Source organism: Bacillus cereus group sp. Bc061, from assembly GCF_027715825.1.
Taxonomy (GTDB): domain Bacteria; phylum Bacillota; class Bacilli; order Bacillales; family Bacillaceae_G; genus Bacillus_A; species Bacillus_A paranthracis.
In genome coordinates, this window is sequence record NZ_JAQFTZ010000006.1 from 100,746 (window position 1) to 121,223 (window position 20,478).

Here is a 20,478-nt window from a genome sequence, read left to right on the forward strand (position 1 = left end):
ACATTTCTTGTGTTATATAATAAAAAATGTATATAATACAAGGATTGTTTTGAATATTTATTTTAATTTTCTTTTAAATTAAATTATTCGAATATATCTTAACTAATGAATTTCGGAGGTAGTTTATCATGTTTTGGCTACAATTTCTTACGTTACTACTCTGCATTTTTATTGGCGCACGTCTAGGCGGAGTTGGTCTAGGAGTAATGGGTGGCGTTGGTATGGCAATACTTGTTTTCGTCTTCCACTTACAACCTACAGCTCCTCCTATCGATGTCATGCTTATGATTTTAGCAGTAATTACAGCTGCTGGTGCACTCCAAGCCGCTGGAGGAATGGACTACCTTGTTCATCTGGCCGAGAAAGCATTACGAAAAAATCCAAAACGCATTACATTCTTTGCTCCAATTGTTACTTATCTATTTACACTTTGTGCAGGAACTGGTCACGTTGCTTATTCTGTACTTCCTGTTATCGCAGAAGTCTCTCGCGAATCTGGAATTAGACCGGAACGACCAATGTCAATTGCCGTAATTGCTTCCCAACAAGCAATTACAGCTAGTCCTATATCAGCTGCAACAGTTGCACTTTTAGCAATGTTAGCTGACTATAAAATCACCTTATTAGATATTTTAAAAGTAAGTATCCCTTCTACTTTTATCGCTTGTATGATAGCTGCATTTGTTGCTAGCAAAATGGGGAAAGAATTAAATGAAGACCCTGAATACTTAAAACGATTAAAAGAAGGAATGATTCCTAAGATTGAAGAGAAAAAAGAATTTGTTGATGTAAAAGGCGCTAAATTATCAGTTATCCTTTTCTTAGTAGGAACTTTCCTTGTCGTACTTCTCGGTTCATTTGAAGCACTTCGTCCAGGATGGATAGTTGATGGGAAGTTAGCCCGTCTTTCCATGCCAAACACAATTGAAATGGTTATGTTAACGATCGCAGCTCTTATTATTATTTTCTGTAAACCAAATGTAGAAAGCATCGTGTCTGGTAACGTCTTTAAAGCGGGGGCAACAGCAGTTGTTGCTATTTTCGGTATCGCTTGGATGGGAGATACTTTCTTTAACGGAAACTTAAATATGATTCAAGGATCAATTCAGCATCTAGTAACAAGTGCGCCATGGCTATTTGCCATCGCATTATTCATTCTATCTATTTTACTATATAGCCAAGCCGCAACAGTACGTGCTTTAATGCCTCTTGGATTATCACTCGGTATTCCACCAGCACTACTGATCGCGATGTTCCCTGCAGTAAATGGATATTTCTTCATTCCAAACTACGGAACAATTGTTGCTGCCATTAACTTTGATCGTACTGGTACAACTGGCATTGGTAAATATGTTTTAAATCATAGCTTTATGATTCCAGGCCTAATCGCAACATTCACTTCTATAGGAATTGGAATGCTCTTAATATCAATTATGTTTTAAAGAAAAAGCACAAACCTACAAATTTACAGGGTTTGTGCTTTTTTAATCAAACGTTTGTTTAAATATTTTTAGCTGTCCATTCTGTTCTTTACTATTTTTGTGAAGTTCCCTTTTCCTACAAACTCCTACTTACTTCCTCTACTAATTTCTTCGTACTTTCATAAGCAGATTCCGCTAAACTAATCGCTGAAATAACTGAAACACCGTCCGCACCTGCTTCTATAACCGAAGCGGTATTTTCAATTGAAATGCCCCCAATTCCGACAATCGGTATTGTAATTCCTTGTTCTCTAAAATGAGCTAAACCTTTCGTTCCTTGCACTGCTTTCGTATCTTTTTTCGTACTCGTTGGAAAAATAGGTCCTACACCTAAATAGTCAGCCCCATTTTCAATTGCCCAGCGTGCTTCTTCAATTGTATGTGTAGATACACCGATAATTTTATCCCCCATTTTTTCACGAACAGAGGTAATTCCTTCATCATCTTGCCCAACATGCACACCATCTGCATCTAACTCGAGGGCTAGTTCCACATCATCATTTACGATGAATGGTACGCCGTATTCCTTACAAATTGCTTGTAATTCTTTTGCGAAACAAATACGTTCTTCTCCCGTTAAAGCCCCTTCTCCCTTTTCACGAAATTGAAAAATTGTTATACCGCCTTCAAGTGCCTCTCTCAATACTTGCAGTGGATCCTTCGTACAATTGTTACTTCCCATAATAAAATATACTGATAATAACTTAGACATTTCTGCCTTTGAAATACGTGACATTTATTTTCCCTCCTTACTATATAACCTCAATTTTCCCATACTTTTCTATATCACTCGAAGTCGTATTGGCTAACTGATTTAAAAATTCAATTTGGAAACTACCAGGTCCCTTTTCTACTGTCTTAGCAGCTGCTAGTTCCGCGGCTACACCATAAAACGTTAATGCCGCTACTGCAGCCTTTACATAATCCTTTTCTACCGCTACAAATGCTCCTATTACAGAAGTTAGTAAACAACCAGTTCCCGTAACTTTCGTTAAAATAGGATGGCCATTTCGAATAACAATCGTTCGCTGCCCATCTGTAACAACATCTTCTTTCCCAGTAATTACCGCAACTGTATTCAATTCATCCGCTGCCTGCTTTGCAATACTTACGACATTACCATTTCCAGCACCAGCGTCTACCCCTTTAATTTCCCATCTCTCATTAATAACGTTCGCTATTTCAGCTGCATTTCCGCGAATAATCGCTAATTCAATTTCAGCCGGAATATGTCTCGCAACTTCTGTTCGATACGATGTTGCTCCTGCACCAACTGGATCAAACAGTACTGGTACATTGTTCACATTTGCTGATTTACCGGCAAGTAACATCGCTTCTACTTCTTCCGGACGAAGTGTTCCCATATTTAATACTAACGCTCCAGCAATGCTAGCCATTTCTGCCACTTCTTCTTTTGCATACGCCATTACAGGCGATGCCCCTAACGCTAACAAACCGTTAGCTGTAAAATTTGTTACAACAACATTTGTAATATTATGAACGAGCGGATTAGATTCTCTCACCAAATCCACTACTTTACTAATTTCTTTCATATTCATCCTTCTCATCTCCTAACTATAGTGATGGGAGATACACAAAAAGGCACTTTGCGCGTACGCAAAGTGCCTGAACATGTGCTTTTACACTCTCCCTACGCTGGCATTATCCAACAGGTTCAAATGGTCAATGACGGACTAGTCATACTCTCAGTTTGTATCCACAAACTCCCATGTGTTTAGTATTCTTCTACTTCAAAGTCTACTCTTATTCTACTAAAATAACAAGTTCTTTACTTTTCTATTTAATATAGAAGCAACTAATAAAACAATACGCATAATAACTATCTATTTCTCACAGTCTCATCATGGTGCATATTATGTTCTGTCACGATTATTCACTTTCAAACAGATGTTATCCCATTAAAAAACGTTCAAATCTGGAGCGAAACTGAATCTCAAGAAGATGTATGCTATAGTTAACGTATGGAAATTTGAAAGGATGTTTTAAATATGTCAAAAAGCGTTGTAATCGCTGAAAAGCCTTCCGTTGCACGAGATATTGCACGTGTACTGAAGTGCGATAAAAAGGGAAACGGCTACCTTGAAGGTAGTAAATATATTGTGACTTGGGCTTTAGGTCATCTCGTTACATTAGCAGATCCAGAAAGCTACGATGTGAAATATAAAAAGTGGAATTTAGAAGATTTACCGATGTTACCTGAGCGTTTGAAATTAACAGTTATTAAACAAACAGGGAAACAATTTAATGCTGTAAAAAGTCAGCTACTTAGAAAAGATGTACATGAAATTATTGTAGCAACAGACGCTGGGCGTGAAGGAGAATTAGTCGCTCGTTGGATTATTGATAAAGTTCGAATTAACAAACCAATTAAACGTCTATGGATTTCATCTGTTACTGATAAAGCAATTAAAGATGGTTTTGCAAATTTAAAACCAGGTAAGGCATATGACAATTTATACGCTTCAGCAGTTGCACGTTCAGAAGCTGACTGGTATATCGGTCTTAACGCAACTCGAGCTTTAACGACTCGCTTTAATGCCCAACTGAATTGCGGCCGTGTGCAAACACCTACTGTCGCAATGATTGCTAATCGTGAAGATGAAATAAAGAACTTCAAAGCTCAAACTTACTACGGCATCGAGGCTCAAACGACAAATCAGTTAAAACTAACTTGGCAAGATGCAAACGGCAATAGCCGCAGCTTCAATAAAGAAAAAATTGATGGTATTGTAAAAGGTTTAGATAAGCATAATGCTACTGTTTTAGAAATTGATAAAAAACAGAAGAAGTCATTCTCTCCTGGTCTTTACGATTTAACTGAATTGCAACGTGATGCCAATAAAAAGTTCGGTTACTCTGCGAAAGAAACATTGAATATTATGCAGAAATTGTATGAGCAGCATAAAGTGCTAACATACCCTCGTACAGATTCGCGTTACATTTCATCTGATATCGTTGGAACACTTCCAGAACGTCTAAAGGCGTGCGGCGTTGGGGAATATCGTCCTTTAGCACATAAAGTATTACAAAAGCCTATCAAGGCTAATAAGTCATTTGTTGATGATAGTAAAGTAAGCGATCATCACGCAATTATTCCGACAGAAGGATACGTTAATTTCTCTGCCTTCACAGATAAAGAACGTAAAATTTATGATTTAGTTGTCAAACGTTTCTTAGCCGTTTTATTCCCAGCATTCGAATACGAACAACTAACGTTACGCACAAAAGTTGGCAATGAAACGTTCATTGCACGCGGAAAAACAATTTTACATGCCGGCTGGAAAGAAGTATACGAAAATCGCTTTGAAGATGATGATGTAACAGATGACGTAAAAGAGCAGCTTTTACCTCGCATCGAAAAAGGCGATACATTAACTGTAAAGTTAATTATGCAAACATCAGGTCAAACGAAAGCACCTGCACGTTTTAACGAAGCGACTTTACTTTCAGCAATGGAAAATCCTACAAAATATATGGATACGCAAAATAAAAAACTTGCTGATACGTTAAAATCAACTGGTGGATTAGGTACTGTAGCAACACGAGCTGATATTATCGACAAGCTATTCAATTCATTCTTAATTGAAAAACGCGGTAAAGATATTCACATTACTTCAAAAGGCCGTCAGTTACTTGATTTAGTACCAGAAGAGTTAAAATCACCTACACTAACTGGTGAGTGGGAACAAAAGCTAGAGGCAATTGCAAAGGGTAAACTGAAAAAAGAAGTATTCATTTCCGAAATGAAGAACTATACGAAAGAAATTGTTTCTGAAATTAAATCGAGTGATAAAAAATATAAACATGACAACATTTCAACGAAGTCTTGTCCAGATTGCGGTAAACCAATGCTAGAGGTAAACGGCAAAAAAGGAAAAATGCTCGTTTGCCAAGACCGTGAATGTGGTCATCGTAAAAATGTATCTCGTACAACAAACGCTCGTTGCCCTCAGTGTAAGAAGAAGTTAGAATTACGTGGTGAAGGTGCAGGGCAAATCTTTGCATGTAAATGTGGCTATCGCGAAAAATTATCCACATTCCAAGAAAGACGTAAAAAAGAATCTGGAAACAAAGCTGATAAACGTGACGTTCAAAAATATATGAAACAACAGAAAAAAGAAGAAGAACCATTAAATAACCCATTTGCAGAAGCATTAAAGAAATTAAAATTTGATTAAACAAAAAGGTTCCTACCTCTATCGGTAGGAACCTTTTATGTTAGTGAATGATTTTACTTCCTTTTGCGTTCTCAACGAATTTTTCGCTCGATTTGTTAATTGGTGTTTTCAGTAATAACGCAGCAACAATCATAACTACTACGAAAGCACTTAATACAAGTAAATCTCGCGTTACAATATCCCACAGCATTCCGCCTACTGTTTCACGAATTGCACTAATTGCATATGTGAACGGTAAGAACGGATAAATTGCTTGGAAGAATTTCGGTGTCATTTGAATTGGGAATGTTCCGCCCGACCCTGCTACTTGTAGTACAAGTAAAATGATCGCCATCGATTTCCCAACGTTTCCAAAAATAGAAACAAGTGAGTATACGATACAAACGAAGACCCCACCAATAAATAAACTAAATAATACAAACCAGAACTTATCGACTACGTACGTACCGAGTAAGAATATATCTCCCATTGATACGATAAACGCTTGTGAAAGACCTATCGTTAAGAATGTTAATAAACGTCCGAAGTAAATTTCATGGCTCTTATAATTCGCGCCCTCTTCATGTACTTCTACTGTTAATAATGAAACCATTAATAATGCGCCTACCCATAATGCAAGCACTGTATAGAATGGTGACATTGCTGAACCGTAGTTCGGCATTGCAAATAATTTATTCTCTTTTAAATTTACTGGATTCGCAAAATAATCACTTTGCTTCTCAACATCGTTTTTCAATAAGCGTATGATATCTTTTAAATCCTCTTCAGATTCAAAATCACGAATTTTATCTGCCAATTCTTTAATCTTTTTCTCAGTAGCTGGCATTTCAGCTTTAATGTCTGTTAATTTCTTTTTACCGTCTACTAAGCCTTTTGATGAATCTTCTAGTATTTTTTTAACATCTGGAAGCTTTTTGTCTGCTTCTTTTAAAATTTGAGATGTGTTTTTAGACATCTCTTTTGTACGAGCAATTGCTTCATTAAAGTTTGGAACGATTTCTGAATCGTATTTAGCTAAGATGTCACCTATTTGACCCGAAACATCTTTAGATACTTTATTAATACTCTCAATAACATCTGTCGCCGGTTTTTGACCTTTATTAATAGCGTCAATTCCCTTATCAGTTAAATCGATTCCTTTTTGAAGACCATCTTTTACTTTATTCAATTTAGAAATCGTGTTATTCGTGTTCTTATCACTATTTACATCTGCTAAAACTTTATTTGTATTTTCCAGAACTGGAATCATATCATTAACTAAATTCCATGCTGCTTTGAACTGTCCATTTAAATCATTTAAGGCTACTTTTGTAGAGTCTAATCCATTAACACCTGCGTTGCTTAAGTCTTCTCTTGCTTTTCCAAGTTCTGTTTTTACTCTGCTGTAATCACTTACAGCCTTATCGTACTTTTCTCTACCATTGTCTAATGCCTCATTGGTTTGATTTACTAACTCATTCGCTTTTTTTATATCTTGATTTAAATTACCTCTAAGTTGCTGAGCATCTTCTTTTACATTTTCAGCTTTGTCTTTCAATTGCTCAGCTTGGTTTTTCAATTGCTCAGCTGTGCTTACTGCTTTTTCGAAATCTGCTACAAACGTAGCATTATAATCTGCTTCTGCTTGATTTACCAAGTTATTTATTGCATCTAGCTTTTTATTAGTAGCATCTCTTACATCTTGTTTCACTTCTTGCCCTGTACCAATAATATTGGCAATATCTTTAACGCCACCATTTGCATTTACAATTGCTGTTTTAAGGTTTGTTAATTTCTCTATTCTCTTTTGGAAGAATTCTTTTCCAAAATCAGTTGATGCCGACTCTTTAAATTTAGTAAAGATATCAATTACATATGAAACACTATCTGCTCTACCTTGTAGCGTCTCAGAAACATTATTAAGATCTTGTTTCGCTTTCTCTGGATCAAAATTACCATTTTGCAACCCGTTTATAACACCTTGTGCGTAAGTTGTTCCGACACGTATCGAACTAAAAACATTATTTACAGTTTGATTAATATTTTTAGCAATATTTTTATACCCCTCACCATTCACTTGCGGTAATGCTGGAATTTCTGGTATTTCTGGTATTTGTGGTATTTGCGGAATAGTTATATTAGGTAACACTGGTAATTTAGCTGGATCTGGAAGTGTCAGATTAAAATCAAATGAAGGATTTTTTAAGTAATCCGTAATTTTCGCTGCAGCATCCAATCCCTGCTTCGTTACAATTAAATTATTCTTAATAGTTCCTGGAGCACGATTCAATGTTTCATCGTTTCTCGCAAAGAATGCATCTAAGCTCTTAAGTGTATCCTGACCATCATTAATAACACTCTCTACAACCGGCAACTCTTTCTGCGCTACTTTCACAACATCCTCTGCTCGAGTCGCATCATCTAACGCCTTATCCATCAATGTATTCATTTCTGGGAACTGCGCTTCTAACTTAAATACAAGATCTTTTACTTTCTCAATACTTGGTAAGTTTGTTTCTAAATCGATTCCAAGGTCATTGAAGATTTTAAAAATCTCACCGTTCGCTGTTTTAACAAAGTTTTTACTAATTTCTTCTGTAATACCTGATGCACCTTTTGCTGTAATCTTCGGTGCAATCGCATTTACCTTTTCATTTACATAGTAATCAAGTTCTGGTTTCTGTGGATTTTCATCCAGAACAGTTGCAATCTTTTCAGAGAAGTCTTTTGGAATTGTAATGCTTGCATAGTAATCCCCGCGTTCCACTCCGTAAATTGCTTGTTTTTCATCTACAAATTTCCAGCCAAGATTTTTGTTTTTCTTCAGAGAATCTACAATCTCGTTCCCGATATTGATATCTTTTCCTCTTAAATTAGAGCCTGCATCTTCGTTAGAAACTGCAATGGGAACTTCTTTTGTATTTCCATATGGATCCCAAGAAGCTTTAATGTTAAACCATGCATATAACGATGGTAAAATCATTAACCCTACAACAATAACAATTGCAGCCCAATGTTTTGCTACATTCCGTAAATCTGTCTTATAAATACGCCAAATTTGTTTCATAGAAGTTATCACCTAATTATATATTTTTCCTTCTTTAGAAAATGATACATACATTTTGCAATTATATCACTTTCTACATCGTGGATTAACCGAAAACGAACTATTTTTTCCCATTAACTTTAACTTACTACATTATATAACGAAGTAAGTCAAAGTATGAATACAAAATGACCAAATCGGTTTTACATTCAATAATAACAAATATATAGGAAATGTCATAAAAAATACAAGTATTTTCTCTTGGAAATACTTGTATTCCTCAAAAAAATCCTCACAGCTTTTTATTATCTGTGAGGATTTCTTCTATTATATATCTACTTGCACTTCTACACCGAAATGATCTGAAATTATATTTCGGTTTGTACCATTAAAAATAACTTTTGAAGAACGAACTTTTTCACTTCGGTTACACAATATTAGATCGATTCGTAGATTATGTTTATTTTCATCCCAACCAGCAATTTCCCCTTGGACAGTTGTTCCTTCATCCTTCTCTATTGCTAGTTCATATGTGTCATGCAAACCTTTTTGCATCATATATTCATAGCCCTCACCTTGCAAACGGGCATTATTATTAAAATCACCCATTAAGAAGGAAAATTCATTGCTATCTACATGCTCCATCAAACGATTCACTTGATCTTTAAATGATTCTTCTTCATCATTCCACCAACCGAGGTGGCAAGAGTAAAACGTGATGTTCTTACCATTATAAGCAATTGTTGCACTTACAATTTTGCGTGTTTTCCAATACGTTGTATCCTTATTTTCTGAAATAAAGAACGTATCTTCTTTTACAACATTATGCTTCGTTATAATCGCTAATCCTTCTTCATACACATCATAACCAATATGAGAGAAATCCCAAGTAATATTGTAATCTTTTACATGTAACGCTTTTAACTCTTCTAATAGTAAAAGTCCAAAATTATCTTCTTTCTTGTTACCGCATACATTTTTAGCTCCTATCGACTGACTTACTTCTTGTAATGCGATAACATCGTACTCTTCTTCTTGAATGACTTTAGCAAGATATTTTATCTTTTCTATTTGATTTTCTTCTTGCCAAGAGTGACAGTTTAAAGTTAGCAATTTCATATTATTACGCACCTAACATATCTTGAATGTCTGACTTTAATACGTCAGCTTTCGGGCCATATACCGCTTGTACACCTTTATCTTTTACGATTAGTCCTAAAGCACCATTTTGTTTCCACTGCGCTTCTGGTGCAACAACATCTAAATCTTTTACTGTTACACGTAAACGTGTCATACAAGCATCTACGTCAGCAATATTTTCTTTTCCACCTAATAGATCAATAACTTTTGTTGCTAATGAACCATCTTGTACATTTCCTGTTCCTTCTGATGCCTCATCTTCGTTATCAATATAGTTACCTGCACGTCCTGGTGTTGGTAAGTTGAACTTTTTAATTAAGAAATTGAATAATGTAAAGTTCAGACCGAAGAATACTAATGAAACGATAACGAAATTGATTAAATCTCTAGTTAGTCCTGCATTAACCATCATCGGTGTACGAGTAATTAACTCAATAAATCCGAATGCGTGAACACGTAAGTTAATTAAATCTGCTAATGCGAATGCAAGTCCTGTTGTAATTGCATATACAACATATAATACTGGAGCAATAAACATGAACATGAATTCAATTGGTTCTGTTACACCTGTTAAAAATACTGCTAATGCTGCTGATAAGAACATTGGTTTATATTTTGAACGTTTTTCTTTATCAACATTACGGAACATCGCGAAAGCAATACCCATTAATGCTGCTGTTGAACCGATAACTTGTCCAGCTTTGAAACGAGCCGGTACAACATTATTTAATAGATCGTTATATGCTTTTGTATCTCCATTTGCTAATAAGTTATTTAAATCTGTAATCCATGCAAGCCATAATGGATCTTGTCCTGCTACAACTTGTCCAATTTTTGAGCCAGTTAACATCGTATATGTTCCGCCCAGCTCTGTATAGTTCATCGGAATTGTTAACATATGATGTAAACCGAATGGTAATAGTAAACGCTCTAACGTTCCATATACAAATGGTGCAACAATTGGTGCACTATCTTTTGAAGCTGCAATCCAGCGACCAAATTCATTTAATCCACTTTGGATGAATGGCCATAAAAGTGATAATACAATTGCAGTTACTGTAGACCAAACAATTACAACGAATGGTACGAATCGTTTTCCGTTAAAGAATGCTAATGCTTGTGGCAGTTTGTTATAGTTATAATATTTGTTATATAAAGTAGCTCCTAAGAAACCTGTGATAATCCCTACGAAAACTCCCATGTTTAATGCTGGTGCACCAAGTACAGAAGTAAAGTAATCTTTTACAATTAAATCTCCCGCTAATACTGAAGAAACTTTCGCTTTTGAATCCGCTAACATTTCAGCGTTTACGCCAAATATAGCTCCTGTAATTCTGTTGGTTAAGACGAATGCTAATAGTGCTGCAAATGCACCACCTGCACGATCTTTCGCCCAAGATCCCCCAATTGCTACTGCGAATAAGATGTGTAGATTAGTAATAATTGCCCAACCGATGTCTTCCATTACGCGAGCGATTGTATGAACTGCGTTAATATCCCCAGCAGACATTCCAATTAACTTACCGATAGAAATCATTAAACCAGCTGCTGGCATTACAGCTACAACAACTAATAACGCTTTCCCGAACTTTTGCCAAAAATCAAAAGACGTAATTTTCATCTGTTCTTCCTCCCCTTTATTTATAACAACATAATGATTTAAATTATAATTTCTGTTTCCTTTATGAAAACGATTCCTTATGTTACTTCATTTTTATCTTTACGCAACCGTTTTCATAAATCTATTTTAATAAAAGCGTTTTCACTTTGCAATAGAAATTTATTATTTTTCATAAAAAAAGATGCTCTAAGAGCATCCTTTTTTATTATGAAATGCGATAAACCCTTGTTTCATAAGGCTTTAACGTGATTGTAGTTACTTGTTCATGTTCCGCAACTTCATAGTTATTTAAAAGCAAACGTTTGCGTTCTAGTGCAAATGAACCCTCATTATATACAGCTTCCTCTTTTGAGATATTACTAATTACAATAATCTTTTCATCATTTAATGTACGAGTATATGCATAAATTTGCGGATCATCTTCTAAAAGTAAATCGTACGTACCGTAATTCAGTACATCGTGCTCTTTTTTCAAGGCAATCATTTTCTTATAGAAATTGAAAATAGAGTTCTCTTCATTCTTTTGCTTTTCAACATTAATTTCTTTGTAGTTTTGATTCATACTAAACCAAGGTGCACCTGTTGTGAAGCCAGCATTCATCTCATCGTTCCACTGCATAGGTGTACGTGAATTATCACGGCAAGAAGCCCATATAATTTCCATCATATCTTGATGTGATACGCCCTCTGCAATTTTCTCACGATATAAATTTTTAGTTGCAACATCATCGTAATCTTCAACATTTGGTAATTGGACATTTGTCATCCCAATTTCTTGCCCTTGATAAATAAACGGTGTGCCATGCATAAAGAAGTACATTGCGCCTAGAGCCGTTGCACTTTCACGCCAATATTGTTTATCATCCCCCCAAGTTGAAACGATACGTGGTTTATCGTGATTCTCAATATATAAGGCATTCCACCCTTTATTTTCTAACCCTTTTTGCCATTTTGTTAATACCTTTTTCAGTCCTACAACATCAAGGTCTTTCTTCTTTTCAGCATCCCATAAGCTTAAATGTTCGAATTGGAATACCATATTAAACTTACCTTGCTCTTCTCCAACCCAAAGCTCAGCATCTTCAATCTTAACGCCATTCGCTTCACCAACAGTCATAATATCGTACTTAGAAAATGTATTTTCTTTTAACTCTTCTAATAACGGTTGAATACCATCCACATTCATATGTTTATCAAAGGATGGTACATACTTTAGTTCTTTTGGATTTGGCATATCTTTAAAGCCATCTTCTTTTTTAATATGGCTGATCGCATCCACACGGAAACCATCAATTCCTTTATCAAGCCACCAATTAACTGTGTCGTATAACACTTCTCGAACTTCTTTATTCTCCCAGTTTAAATCTGGTTGTTTACGCGAGAATAAGTGTAAATAATATTGTCCTGTTACTTCATCATATTCCCATGCCGAACCATTAAAAATACTTTCCCAGTTGTTTGGTTCCGCACCATCTTTACCATCATGCCAAATATACCAATCACGCTTCGGATTGTCTTTAGATGAACGAGACTCAATAAACCATGGATGTTCATCACTTGTATGATTAATAACTAAATCAATAATAAGCTTCATATCACGTTTATGAACCTCATCTAGTAAAGCATCAAAGTCTTCCATCGTACCAAACTCATCCATAATATCTTGATAATCACTAATGTCATAACCATTATCATCATTAGGTGACTTATACATTGGACAAATCCAAATTACATCTATTCCTAAATCTTTTAAATAATCCAGTTTCGCAATAATACCTTGTAAATCTCCAATACCATCGCCATTTGAATCCATAAAGCTACGTGGATAAATTTGATAAGCAACCGCTTCTTTCCACCATGTCTTATTCATAGTCATTCTCTCCTTTTGCATCCCATCGGAATTTTTATGCAAACGTTTTCGTAACACTATCATAACAAAATATGAATGGTTTGCAACTGTTTTCATTGAACTCTATGTAGTTTCTTGATTCTTATGCTTTATTTATTTCTCACAAAGGCAAATCTCATTCTTCTCATCTCCTTGTCCACGCTTATTACAAACCTTGTTCATATATAAAAAAGGAAGAACAAAAATGCTGTTCTTCCTTTTCACATTGAAAATCTTTCAATTGTCTGTTTCAATTCTGTTGCTTGTTTCTCTAAATCCTTTAATAATTGATCGATCGCTATCATATTTTTAGATTGTTGCAACGTTACACGTGCTACTTCTTGTGAACCAGCTGACGTTTCTTCAGCAATTGCTGCTACGGCCTTCGTCTGTGCCCCTGTTTGATGAATGTGACTCACTTGTTCATTCATATAGCTACTAATTTGCTTCGTTGCATCCGCTACTTCCATAACACTTGATGACATTTCTTTTAAAATTAATTCGGTAGCTTCCCCACGTTTCGCCTCTTCCTTAGCTATTTTCACTTGTTCTGTCATTTTCGTTGCAACTTGTTGCACTTCCTCTTGCATATTCCTTAATAACTGCGATATATTTCTTGCAGAATGGTCACTTTCATCTGCAAGTTTACGTACTTCTTCAGCTACAACGGCAAAGCCCCGTCCATGCTCTCCAGCACGAGCAGCCTCAATAGAAGCATTAAGTGCTAATAAATTCGTTTGGCTAGCAATCTCACTCACCACAGATACAATGTGTTCTACTTGTTTCATTCTTTCCTCTAACTTCTGTACATTTTGCATTGAATCTTCATTTTCTTTCGCCAATGTTTGAATACCTTGAATTAAAGACGTAAAGACACGAGTACTATGCCCTAAAGCTTGAACCATTTCTGAAGACAACTCATCAGACTGTTTCGCTTTCTCTTCTACTTCACTTGCAATAGAAGTTGTTGTATCAACAGCGGAAACAATCGCTTGAATTGATGCCGCTGATTGCTCAGCGCCAGAAGAAATCTCTGCAAGAGTTTCAGAAACACCTTGTGCTTGTTTCGTTGCTTCGCCTGTTTGTTTTCTAATTTGCTGTACTTGATTGTTTGTATACGAAAATGTTGTATCAATATTTTTTACCATGCCCCTTAAGTTCCCAAGCATCATATTAAATGCAACACTTAAAGATTTAATTTCATCATCAGTCTTCGGTAACGGAACATCTTCACGAATGTCTCCTTCAGCCGCTTTTCTCGCCGCCTCCTCTAACTTTCGAAGCGGTTTAATTAAAAATACGGCTGCTCCATATGCTAAAATTCCAGACCATACTACTCCTAATAGCATAACGATAATATTATATGTAGTTTGACTTACATAACTTTGAAAATAATCATATATCACATAAATAAAAAATATACTTGTTGAATATGTAATTAAAGCTAAAACTGTAGTGAATAGCATAAGTTGTGTACGTAAGCCAAAGGAAAATACCTTCCTTTCTTTTTCCATCTCTTCTTTCCCCCTTTTTATAAGTAATATAAGTACTACCTATATATTATTATCCATATTTTCTTTATAGAAAGATATACAGATTTCCATTTTTTTATTTACATATTAATTACATTACTTTTTCTGTATATAATATGTAAATAATGTATAATTTTATTTGGATGCCCATTATATATTCAACTAAATAATTTAAGGTTAGGTGATTCTATGTTAAAAATTCTATATCGTTTAAACGTTATAAACAGATTAATATTATTAGTAGCAGTACCCATTATTTCCATATTAATTATTAGCGTTGTAAATTATATGAATTTACAACACATGCACAACCAACTTCAAACAGTATATGTCGATCGGCTACAACCTATTAAATGGCTTGGATCTATTGAGAGCAGCCTGTACCAAGAATTTAGTTATGTAAAGGAACTCATTATTACTGAAGATGAAAATCGACGTACTACAATTTTAAATAAATTAAATGATACAAATAAAGAAACCGAAAAATTACAGACTCAATACGAAAATACATATATAACAGGCGAAGAAAAAAAACTCCTTAGCCAATATAAAGAAAAACTAGAAAACTATAAAAAACATCGTGCTCAAATGCTAGATTTCATTAAAGAGAATAAACTGAATCAAGCATATTCATTCTACCTAACTACAGTTGAACCTAATTTATCAGCTACAGTAGGCGCTTTAAAAAATCTTAGTGATTATAATGAAAAGTTAGCTGAAGGTCTGTATAACGACAGCGAACACTCTTATAAACAAGTGATAAGCATAACTATTATTTTATTCATTGCCTGTTTAGTTCTTTGCATTCTTATCTCCTTATTTACTGCTAAATCAATTATAAATCCAATCAATTCATTACGGAGCATAATGAATACAGCTGGAAAAGGGGATTTAACCATTGCCATACCAAAACAATATCATCATGAATTTGGTCATATGTTTAATAGTTTTGATCAAATGATATCAAACTTACGACAAATTATTAACAATGTGATTCAAACAAGTGCAAAAGTCAAAAGCTCTACAAATCATATTGTTGAAACAGCAACCGTTTCCTCTTCCACTATGGATAACATCGCAAATGCAATGAAACAGTTGTCTCACCATATTAATGATCAGTCTGCAAATATTAAAGATAGTTCTACAGCAATGGATGAAATAGCAAATGGAGTGCAAAGCATAGCTGAATCTTCTACAACGATTTCAAACTTAGCTATTTCTACTTCTGATAAGGCGAATGTAGGAACTGAAATCATTGAAAAATCCATTTCTCAAATGACAACTATCCATACTGTCATGGATGAAATATATAAAGTAGTAGATCAATTGGTTGTTCGTACGCAAGATATCGATAAAGCATTACAAACTATTACTTACATTTCTGAACAAACAAATCTATTATCTTTAAATGCCGCAATTGAATCTGCCCGCGCCGGTGAACATGGAAAGGGATTTGCTGTTGTATCTGAAGAAGTTCGTAAACTTGCTGAACAATCAAAACAAGCAGCTACAGATATTACAAAACTTAATTTACTTGTACAAAATGATACAAAAGATGTAGTCAACGTTATGGGGAAAGGACAACAAGAAATTCAAGAAGGCATTCATACTGTGCAAAATGCAAAATTAGCATTCCATAATATTGTGGATCATATTAATGAAGTTACAGATCAAATACAAGATATAACAGCAAGTGCAGAAGAAATGTCAGCAAGCTCAGAAGAAATAAATAGTGCCCTTATTAATATCTCTTCAATTTCACAAAATATAGTTTCGGAGACTAATCATACATCCCAATCTTCACAAGCTCAGTCAGTATCAATACAGGACATTACAAATATGTCTCTTCAAATGCAAAAACTTGTTGACGAATTAGAAAAGTCTGCAACTCAATTTAAAATTTAAAACTTGTAAGTATATGAAAGACCACCTAATTTAGTTGGTCTTTCTATTTTAATTACACATTCAGATTTACTTATATAATAACTGTCCTCCAAAAAAAATAAAGGATTCTGACAATTTGTGACTAATAACAGAAATAAGGGGCAACATTTGTAAAATATATTTTTGACTGGGGGTTTTGTATGATTCAGGTTCGAAATCTAGTAAAATCATTCGGCTCACTTGATGTTTTAAAGGGAATTGATTTAGAAGTAAATGAAAAAGAAGTTGTCGTTTTAATTGGTGCCAGTGGTTCCGGTAAAAGTACATTACTTCGCTGTCTTAACTTTTTAGAAATGTACGATGAAGGTGAAATTCACTTACAAGGTGAACGAATTGATCCAAAGCATTCAAATTTAAACAAAGTCCGCGAAAATGTCGGTATGGTTTTTCAGCACTTTAACCTCTTTCCTCATATGACCTCACTAGAAAACATCATAGAAGCACCTATTCATGTAAAAAAATTAGAAGCAGCAAATGCAAAAGAAATCGGAAATCAGCTTCTGCAAAAAGTCGGCCTACAAGATAAAGCAGATGTAACGCCCCATCTCCTATCAGGTGGTCAAAAACAGCGTATTGCTATTGCACGAGCTCTTGCTATGAATCCTAAAATTATGCTATTTGATGAACCTACCTCAGCTTTAGACCCTGAACTTGTTGGAGAAGTATTGCAAGTTATGAAAGAACTTGCTGAAGAAGGAATGACCATGGTTATTGTTACTCATGAAATGAATTTCGCAAGAGATGTAGCTGATCGCGTCATTTTTATGGATGATGGAAAAATTGTAGAAGATGCTCCGCCAGCACAATTCTTTTCAGCTCCATCACATGAACGAGCGAAACAATTTTTACGTAACGTTTTATAATATAACTTCTGTTTCAAACGAAAAGAAATACATTCATACGGTGCACAACTAATCATCTAAATAAAATATTTCAATAACATACTTAAAACCATCCGTATGATCAATATATAGGAGGGGTTTTATGAAAAGAAAACTATTAACCATTGTTGCGAGTATTACATTATGCACATCCTTTATACTAGGAGCCTGTAGTAAGGAAAGTGCTACTACTTCTTCAAATGGTGAAAAAGAATTTCGTTATGCGATGAGTGGCTTATATAAGCCTTTTAACTATAAAGAAAATGACGGAAAACTTGTCGGTTTTGATGTAGAACTAGGTGAAGCACTTGCGAAAAAAATGAATATGAAACCAACCCCTATTACAAATCCATGGGAAACGCTAATCCAAGGTCTCAAAGCGAAAAAGTATGATGTAATACTGGGCAGTATGGCAATTACAGAAGAACGCTTAAAAGCTGTTAATTTCTCAAATCCTTATTATCGTTCTGGTGCCCAAATTTTTGTAGCTAAAAAGAATACATCTATCTCTTCTCCAGAAGATTTAAAGGGTAAGAAAATTGGTGTTGTAAAAGCTAGTACCTTTAAAGACCTCGTTGCAAAATATACAGATCAAATTACAGAATACGATAGCGATATTACTGCACTTATGGACTTAGAGCCTGGACGTATCGACGCAGTAATTACAGATCAAATGGTTGGTTTACGCATGATCAAAGAAGGTAAATCAAATATAAAAGAAGCTGGAAAACCACTAAACCTTGATGAAATGGGAATTGCTATTCGTAAAGATGATAAAGAAATGGTCGAGAAAGTAAATAAAGCTTTAGATGAAATTATTAAAGATGGTACGTATGAAAAGATCAGTAAAAAATGGTTTGGGCGTAATATTCTTGGTGAAGAGGAAAAAACAAAGTAATTTAGCCCTTCAAAGTTCCCATAAATCATGCCCCACTTTGTGTGGGGCATTTCATTCTCTACTAAAATCTATACAATATGAGGTGAAACGCATGTTTGAAATTTTTATCTCTACCTATCCCACACTCTTAAAAGCTACTATTGTCACATTACAATTAACACTAACATCCCTATTACTCGGTTCAATAATTGGATTACTATTCGCTTTCTTTCGAATCTCTAACAATAAAGTTTTAAATAGTATCGCTCACGTATACATCGCCATTATTCGTGGAACACCTTTAATTGTTCAAATCGCCATTCTCTATTTTGGGATTACATCCGTTGTTGTTTTTACTCCTTTTTGGGCAGGAGCCATTGCTTTAGCAATTCATAACGGTGCATATATTACTGAAATTTTCCGCGGCTCTATCCAATCTGTCGATCGTGGGCAAATGGAAGCTGCTCGCTCTCTAGGTATGCCGTATCCTTTAGCAATGCGCCGTATTGTATTACCGCAAGCATTTCGTCAATCTATTCCTCCTTTAGGAAATCAATTTATTATTGGATTAAAAGATTCTTCACTTGTTGCTTACGTAGGATTGTCCGAATTATGGGGGTCAGGTTTATCAATCGCTGCAGGGAACTTCCAACAATTAGATACATATATAATCGTTGGTTTATATTATCTCGTGCTCGTTCTCCTATTCACTTACCTTGTTAATCTTTTAGAAAAACGATTACAGCGAAAAGAAACAAACTCTATACAAACTGCAAAAAAGAAAACAAAAGAAATTTCTCTTTGAACAAACTAACAGGTTAAGGACTATTTCCTTAACCTGTTTTTATTTCTTCTCCATACTTTTTACTCCAATAATATTTTTCTATGTATAAGAAATTCATTATATTTCTACAGTCTCCCTCTTTACACATCATAAAATTATCCATAATATAGTAAAGATGGATATGCACATCTAGACGTCTTAAATAGTATAAGGAGGTCACTATGCTGGATTTAATTTATAAAGATTGGCTGAAACAAAAATATCAAATTTATAACCTTCAGCAACTTACAAGCTACATAAACAACTTAATTAGCCTGGCTGAAACATTAGGATTCTATCAATTACAAAAGGATTTACAACAATTATCTACAACGTTAAAAGATTCTAGCTCTGTCTACGATGTAGTCGAGCATATCACAGAAATGATGCTTTCCTTTAAACAGGATGATCAATTACTTAAAATTTATATAATTGGTACTATCCCTGAGGTACTTCAAAATGCCTCCATTCAAATTTTCGACAACATAAATAATGCTGATTGTGTTGTTGTATATAAAGAAACTATCCCTTCTTATTTCATACAACAGCCTATCATTTATTTTTATGAGAACGTAGATGATGAACAAATTGTGCATCACGGAGTACAAGAGGTTTTACATACAAAATTACCTTTTGAAACAATCCAGAAGAGATTACAAAAATATATGTCAGTATCTCGCCAAACCCCTCCACTATTAGTAGTAACCGCTGACGACTTATTAACAAAATTTATAAAAACTGAATACACAACTTTACTAAACGTATATCATTTCACTAGTGGAAAGCACTTTTTCACAGAAAAAATCTATGAACAGTTTCCATTCTTCATACTAATTGTGGATTGGATGATGCCACAAATGGATGGTTTAGAACTTATTAATCGATTAAAGAGATTGTTGCCTAGTCGACATTTCCGAATTTTTATGACCTCTACTAAATCAACAGCCCACCACCTGGAGGAAGCATTTAAAGCCGGTGCTGATGATTTTATTGAAAAGCCGTTTTCACCTTTAGAATTTAAGGTTCGTTTGGCGCACTTATTAGAAGGAAGGAATGAAGGCTATTGA

The 20,478-nt window shown here is 34.8% G+C and carries 14 protein-coding genes and 1 riboswitch; of the genes, 7 read left to right on the top strand and 7 right to left on the bottom strand.

The genetic code is table 11. The features are described 5' to 3' along the window. Positions 1 to 128 precede the first annotated feature (128 nt). Positions 129 to 1,442, top strand: coding sequence for an anaerobic C4-dicarboxylate transporter family protein (locus tag PDQ40_RS19645; protein ID WP_048557293.1), 1,314 nt, complete (start codon positions 129 to 131; stop codon positions 1,440 to 1,442). Positions 1,443 to 1,557: 115 nt separating this feature from the next. On the opposite strand, the gene thiE is transcribed toward PDQ40_RS19645, so the two are convergent. Then, positions 1,558 to 2,217: a thiamine phosphate synthase gene (gene thiE / locus PDQ40_RS19650; RefSeq protein ID WP_270691596.1), complete on the bottom strand. Its 660-nt coding sequence runs from the start codon at positions 2,215 to 2,217 to the stop codon at positions 1,558 to 1,560. 16 nt (positions 2,218 to 2,233) lie between these two features. Next, positions 2,234 to 3,040: a hydroxyethylthiazole kinase gene (gene thiM / locus PDQ40_RS19655; protein WP_001056113.1), complete on the bottom strand. Its 807-nt coding sequence runs from the start codon at positions 3,038 to 3,040 to the stop codon at positions 2,234 to 2,236. A gap of 72 nt (positions 3,041 to 3,112) precedes the next feature. After that, positions 3,113 to 3,222: riboswitch (TPP riboswitch) on the bottom strand. Between the two features lie 268 nt (positions 3,223 to 3,490). On the opposite strand from thiM, the gene topB reads away from it, so the two are divergent. Next, the gene (topB, locus tag PDQ40_RS19660) at positions 3,491 to 5,680 is read left to right on the top strand and encodes a DNA topoisomerase III (protein ID WP_000047283.1); all 2,190 of its coding nucleotides are present in this window, start codon (positions 3,491 to 3,493) and stop codon (positions 5,678 to 5,680) included. A gap of 40 nt (positions 5,681 to 5,720) precedes the next feature. Here topB and PDQ40_RS19665 read toward each other — a convergent pair whose 3' ends face one another. From PDQ40_RS19665 to PDQ40_RS19685, 5 genes are all read right to left on the bottom strand, one after another. Next, positions 5,721 to 8,726 carry a YhgE/Pip domain-containing protein gene (locus PDQ40_RS19665; RefSeq protein WP_074531851.1) on the bottom strand — a complete coding sequence of 1,002 codons (3,006 nt, stop codon included), beginning with the start codon at positions 8,724 to 8,726 and terminating at the stop codon, positions 5,721 to 5,723. Between the two features lie 306 nt (positions 8,727 to 9,032). Continuing rightward, positions 9,033 to 9,824, bottom strand: coding sequence for an endonuclease/exonuclease/phosphatase family protein (locus PDQ40_RS19670; RefSeq protein ID WP_000771962.1), 792 nt, complete (start codon positions 9,822 to 9,824; stop codon positions 9,033 to 9,035). Between the two features lie 4 nt (positions 9,825 to 9,828). After that, a complete protein-coding gene (locus PDQ40_RS19675; protein WP_000705536.1) occupies positions 9,829 to 11,466 on the bottom strand; it encodes a PTS transporter subunit IIBC in 1,638 nt (545 codons plus the stop codon). A 205-nt stretch (positions 11,467 to 11,671) separates the two neighbouring features. Next, positions 11,672 to 13,336, bottom strand: a complete 1,665-nt coding sequence (locus tag PDQ40_RS19680; protein WP_001044728.1) for a glycoside hydrolase family 13 protein — start codon at positions 13,334 to 13,336, stop codon at positions 11,672 to 11,674. A 239-nt stretch (positions 13,337 to 13,575) separates the two neighbouring features. Beyond that, positions 13,576 to 14,868, bottom strand: coding sequence for a methyl-accepting chemotaxis protein (locus PDQ40_RS19685; RefSeq protein WP_000410248.1), 1,293 nt, complete (start codon positions 14,866 to 14,868; stop codon positions 13,576 to 13,578). 207 nt (positions 14,869 to 15,075) lie between these two features. On the opposite strand from PDQ40_RS19685, the gene PDQ40_RS19690 reads away from it, so the two are divergent. The 5 genes from PDQ40_RS19690 to PDQ40_RS19710 all read left to right on the top strand — a co-directional run bounded on the left by PDQ40_RS19690 (position 15,076) and on the right by PDQ40_RS19710 (position 20,478). Continuing rightward, positions 15,076 to 16,791 (top strand): methyl-accepting chemotaxis protein, encoded by a 1,716-nt coding sequence (locus PDQ40_RS19690; RefSeq protein WP_074531852.1) that lies wholly within the window; start codon positions 15,076 to 15,078, stop codon positions 16,789 to 16,791. Positions 16,792 to 16,970: 179 nt separating this feature from the next. After that, the gene (locus tag PDQ40_RS19695; protein ID WP_000616936.1) at positions 16,971 to 17,693 is read left to right on the top strand and encodes an amino acid ABC transporter ATP-binding protein; all 723 of its coding nucleotides are present in this window, start codon (positions 16,971 to 16,973) and stop codon (positions 17,691 to 17,693) included. Positions 17,694 to 17,814: 121 nt separating this feature from the next. Beyond that, complete coding sequence (locus PDQ40_RS19700; RefSeq protein ID WP_000823738.1) at positions 17,815 to 18,609, top strand: ABC transporter substrate-binding protein; 795 nt, start codon at positions 17,815 to 17,817, stop codon at positions 18,607 to 18,609. Positions 18,610 to 18,700: 91 nt separating this feature from the next. Then, positions 18,701 to 19,393, top strand: coding sequence for an amino acid ABC transporter permease (locus PDQ40_RS19705; protein ID WP_000461538.1), 693 nt, complete (start codon positions 18,701 to 18,703; stop codon positions 19,391 to 19,393). A gap of 200 nt (positions 19,394 to 19,593) precedes the next feature. Continuing rightward, on the top strand, positions 19,594 to 20,478 hold the full coding sequence (locus tag PDQ40_RS19710) for a response regulator (protein ID WP_000886124.1): 885 nt from the start codon (positions 19,594 to 19,596) through the stop codon (positions 20,476 to 20,478).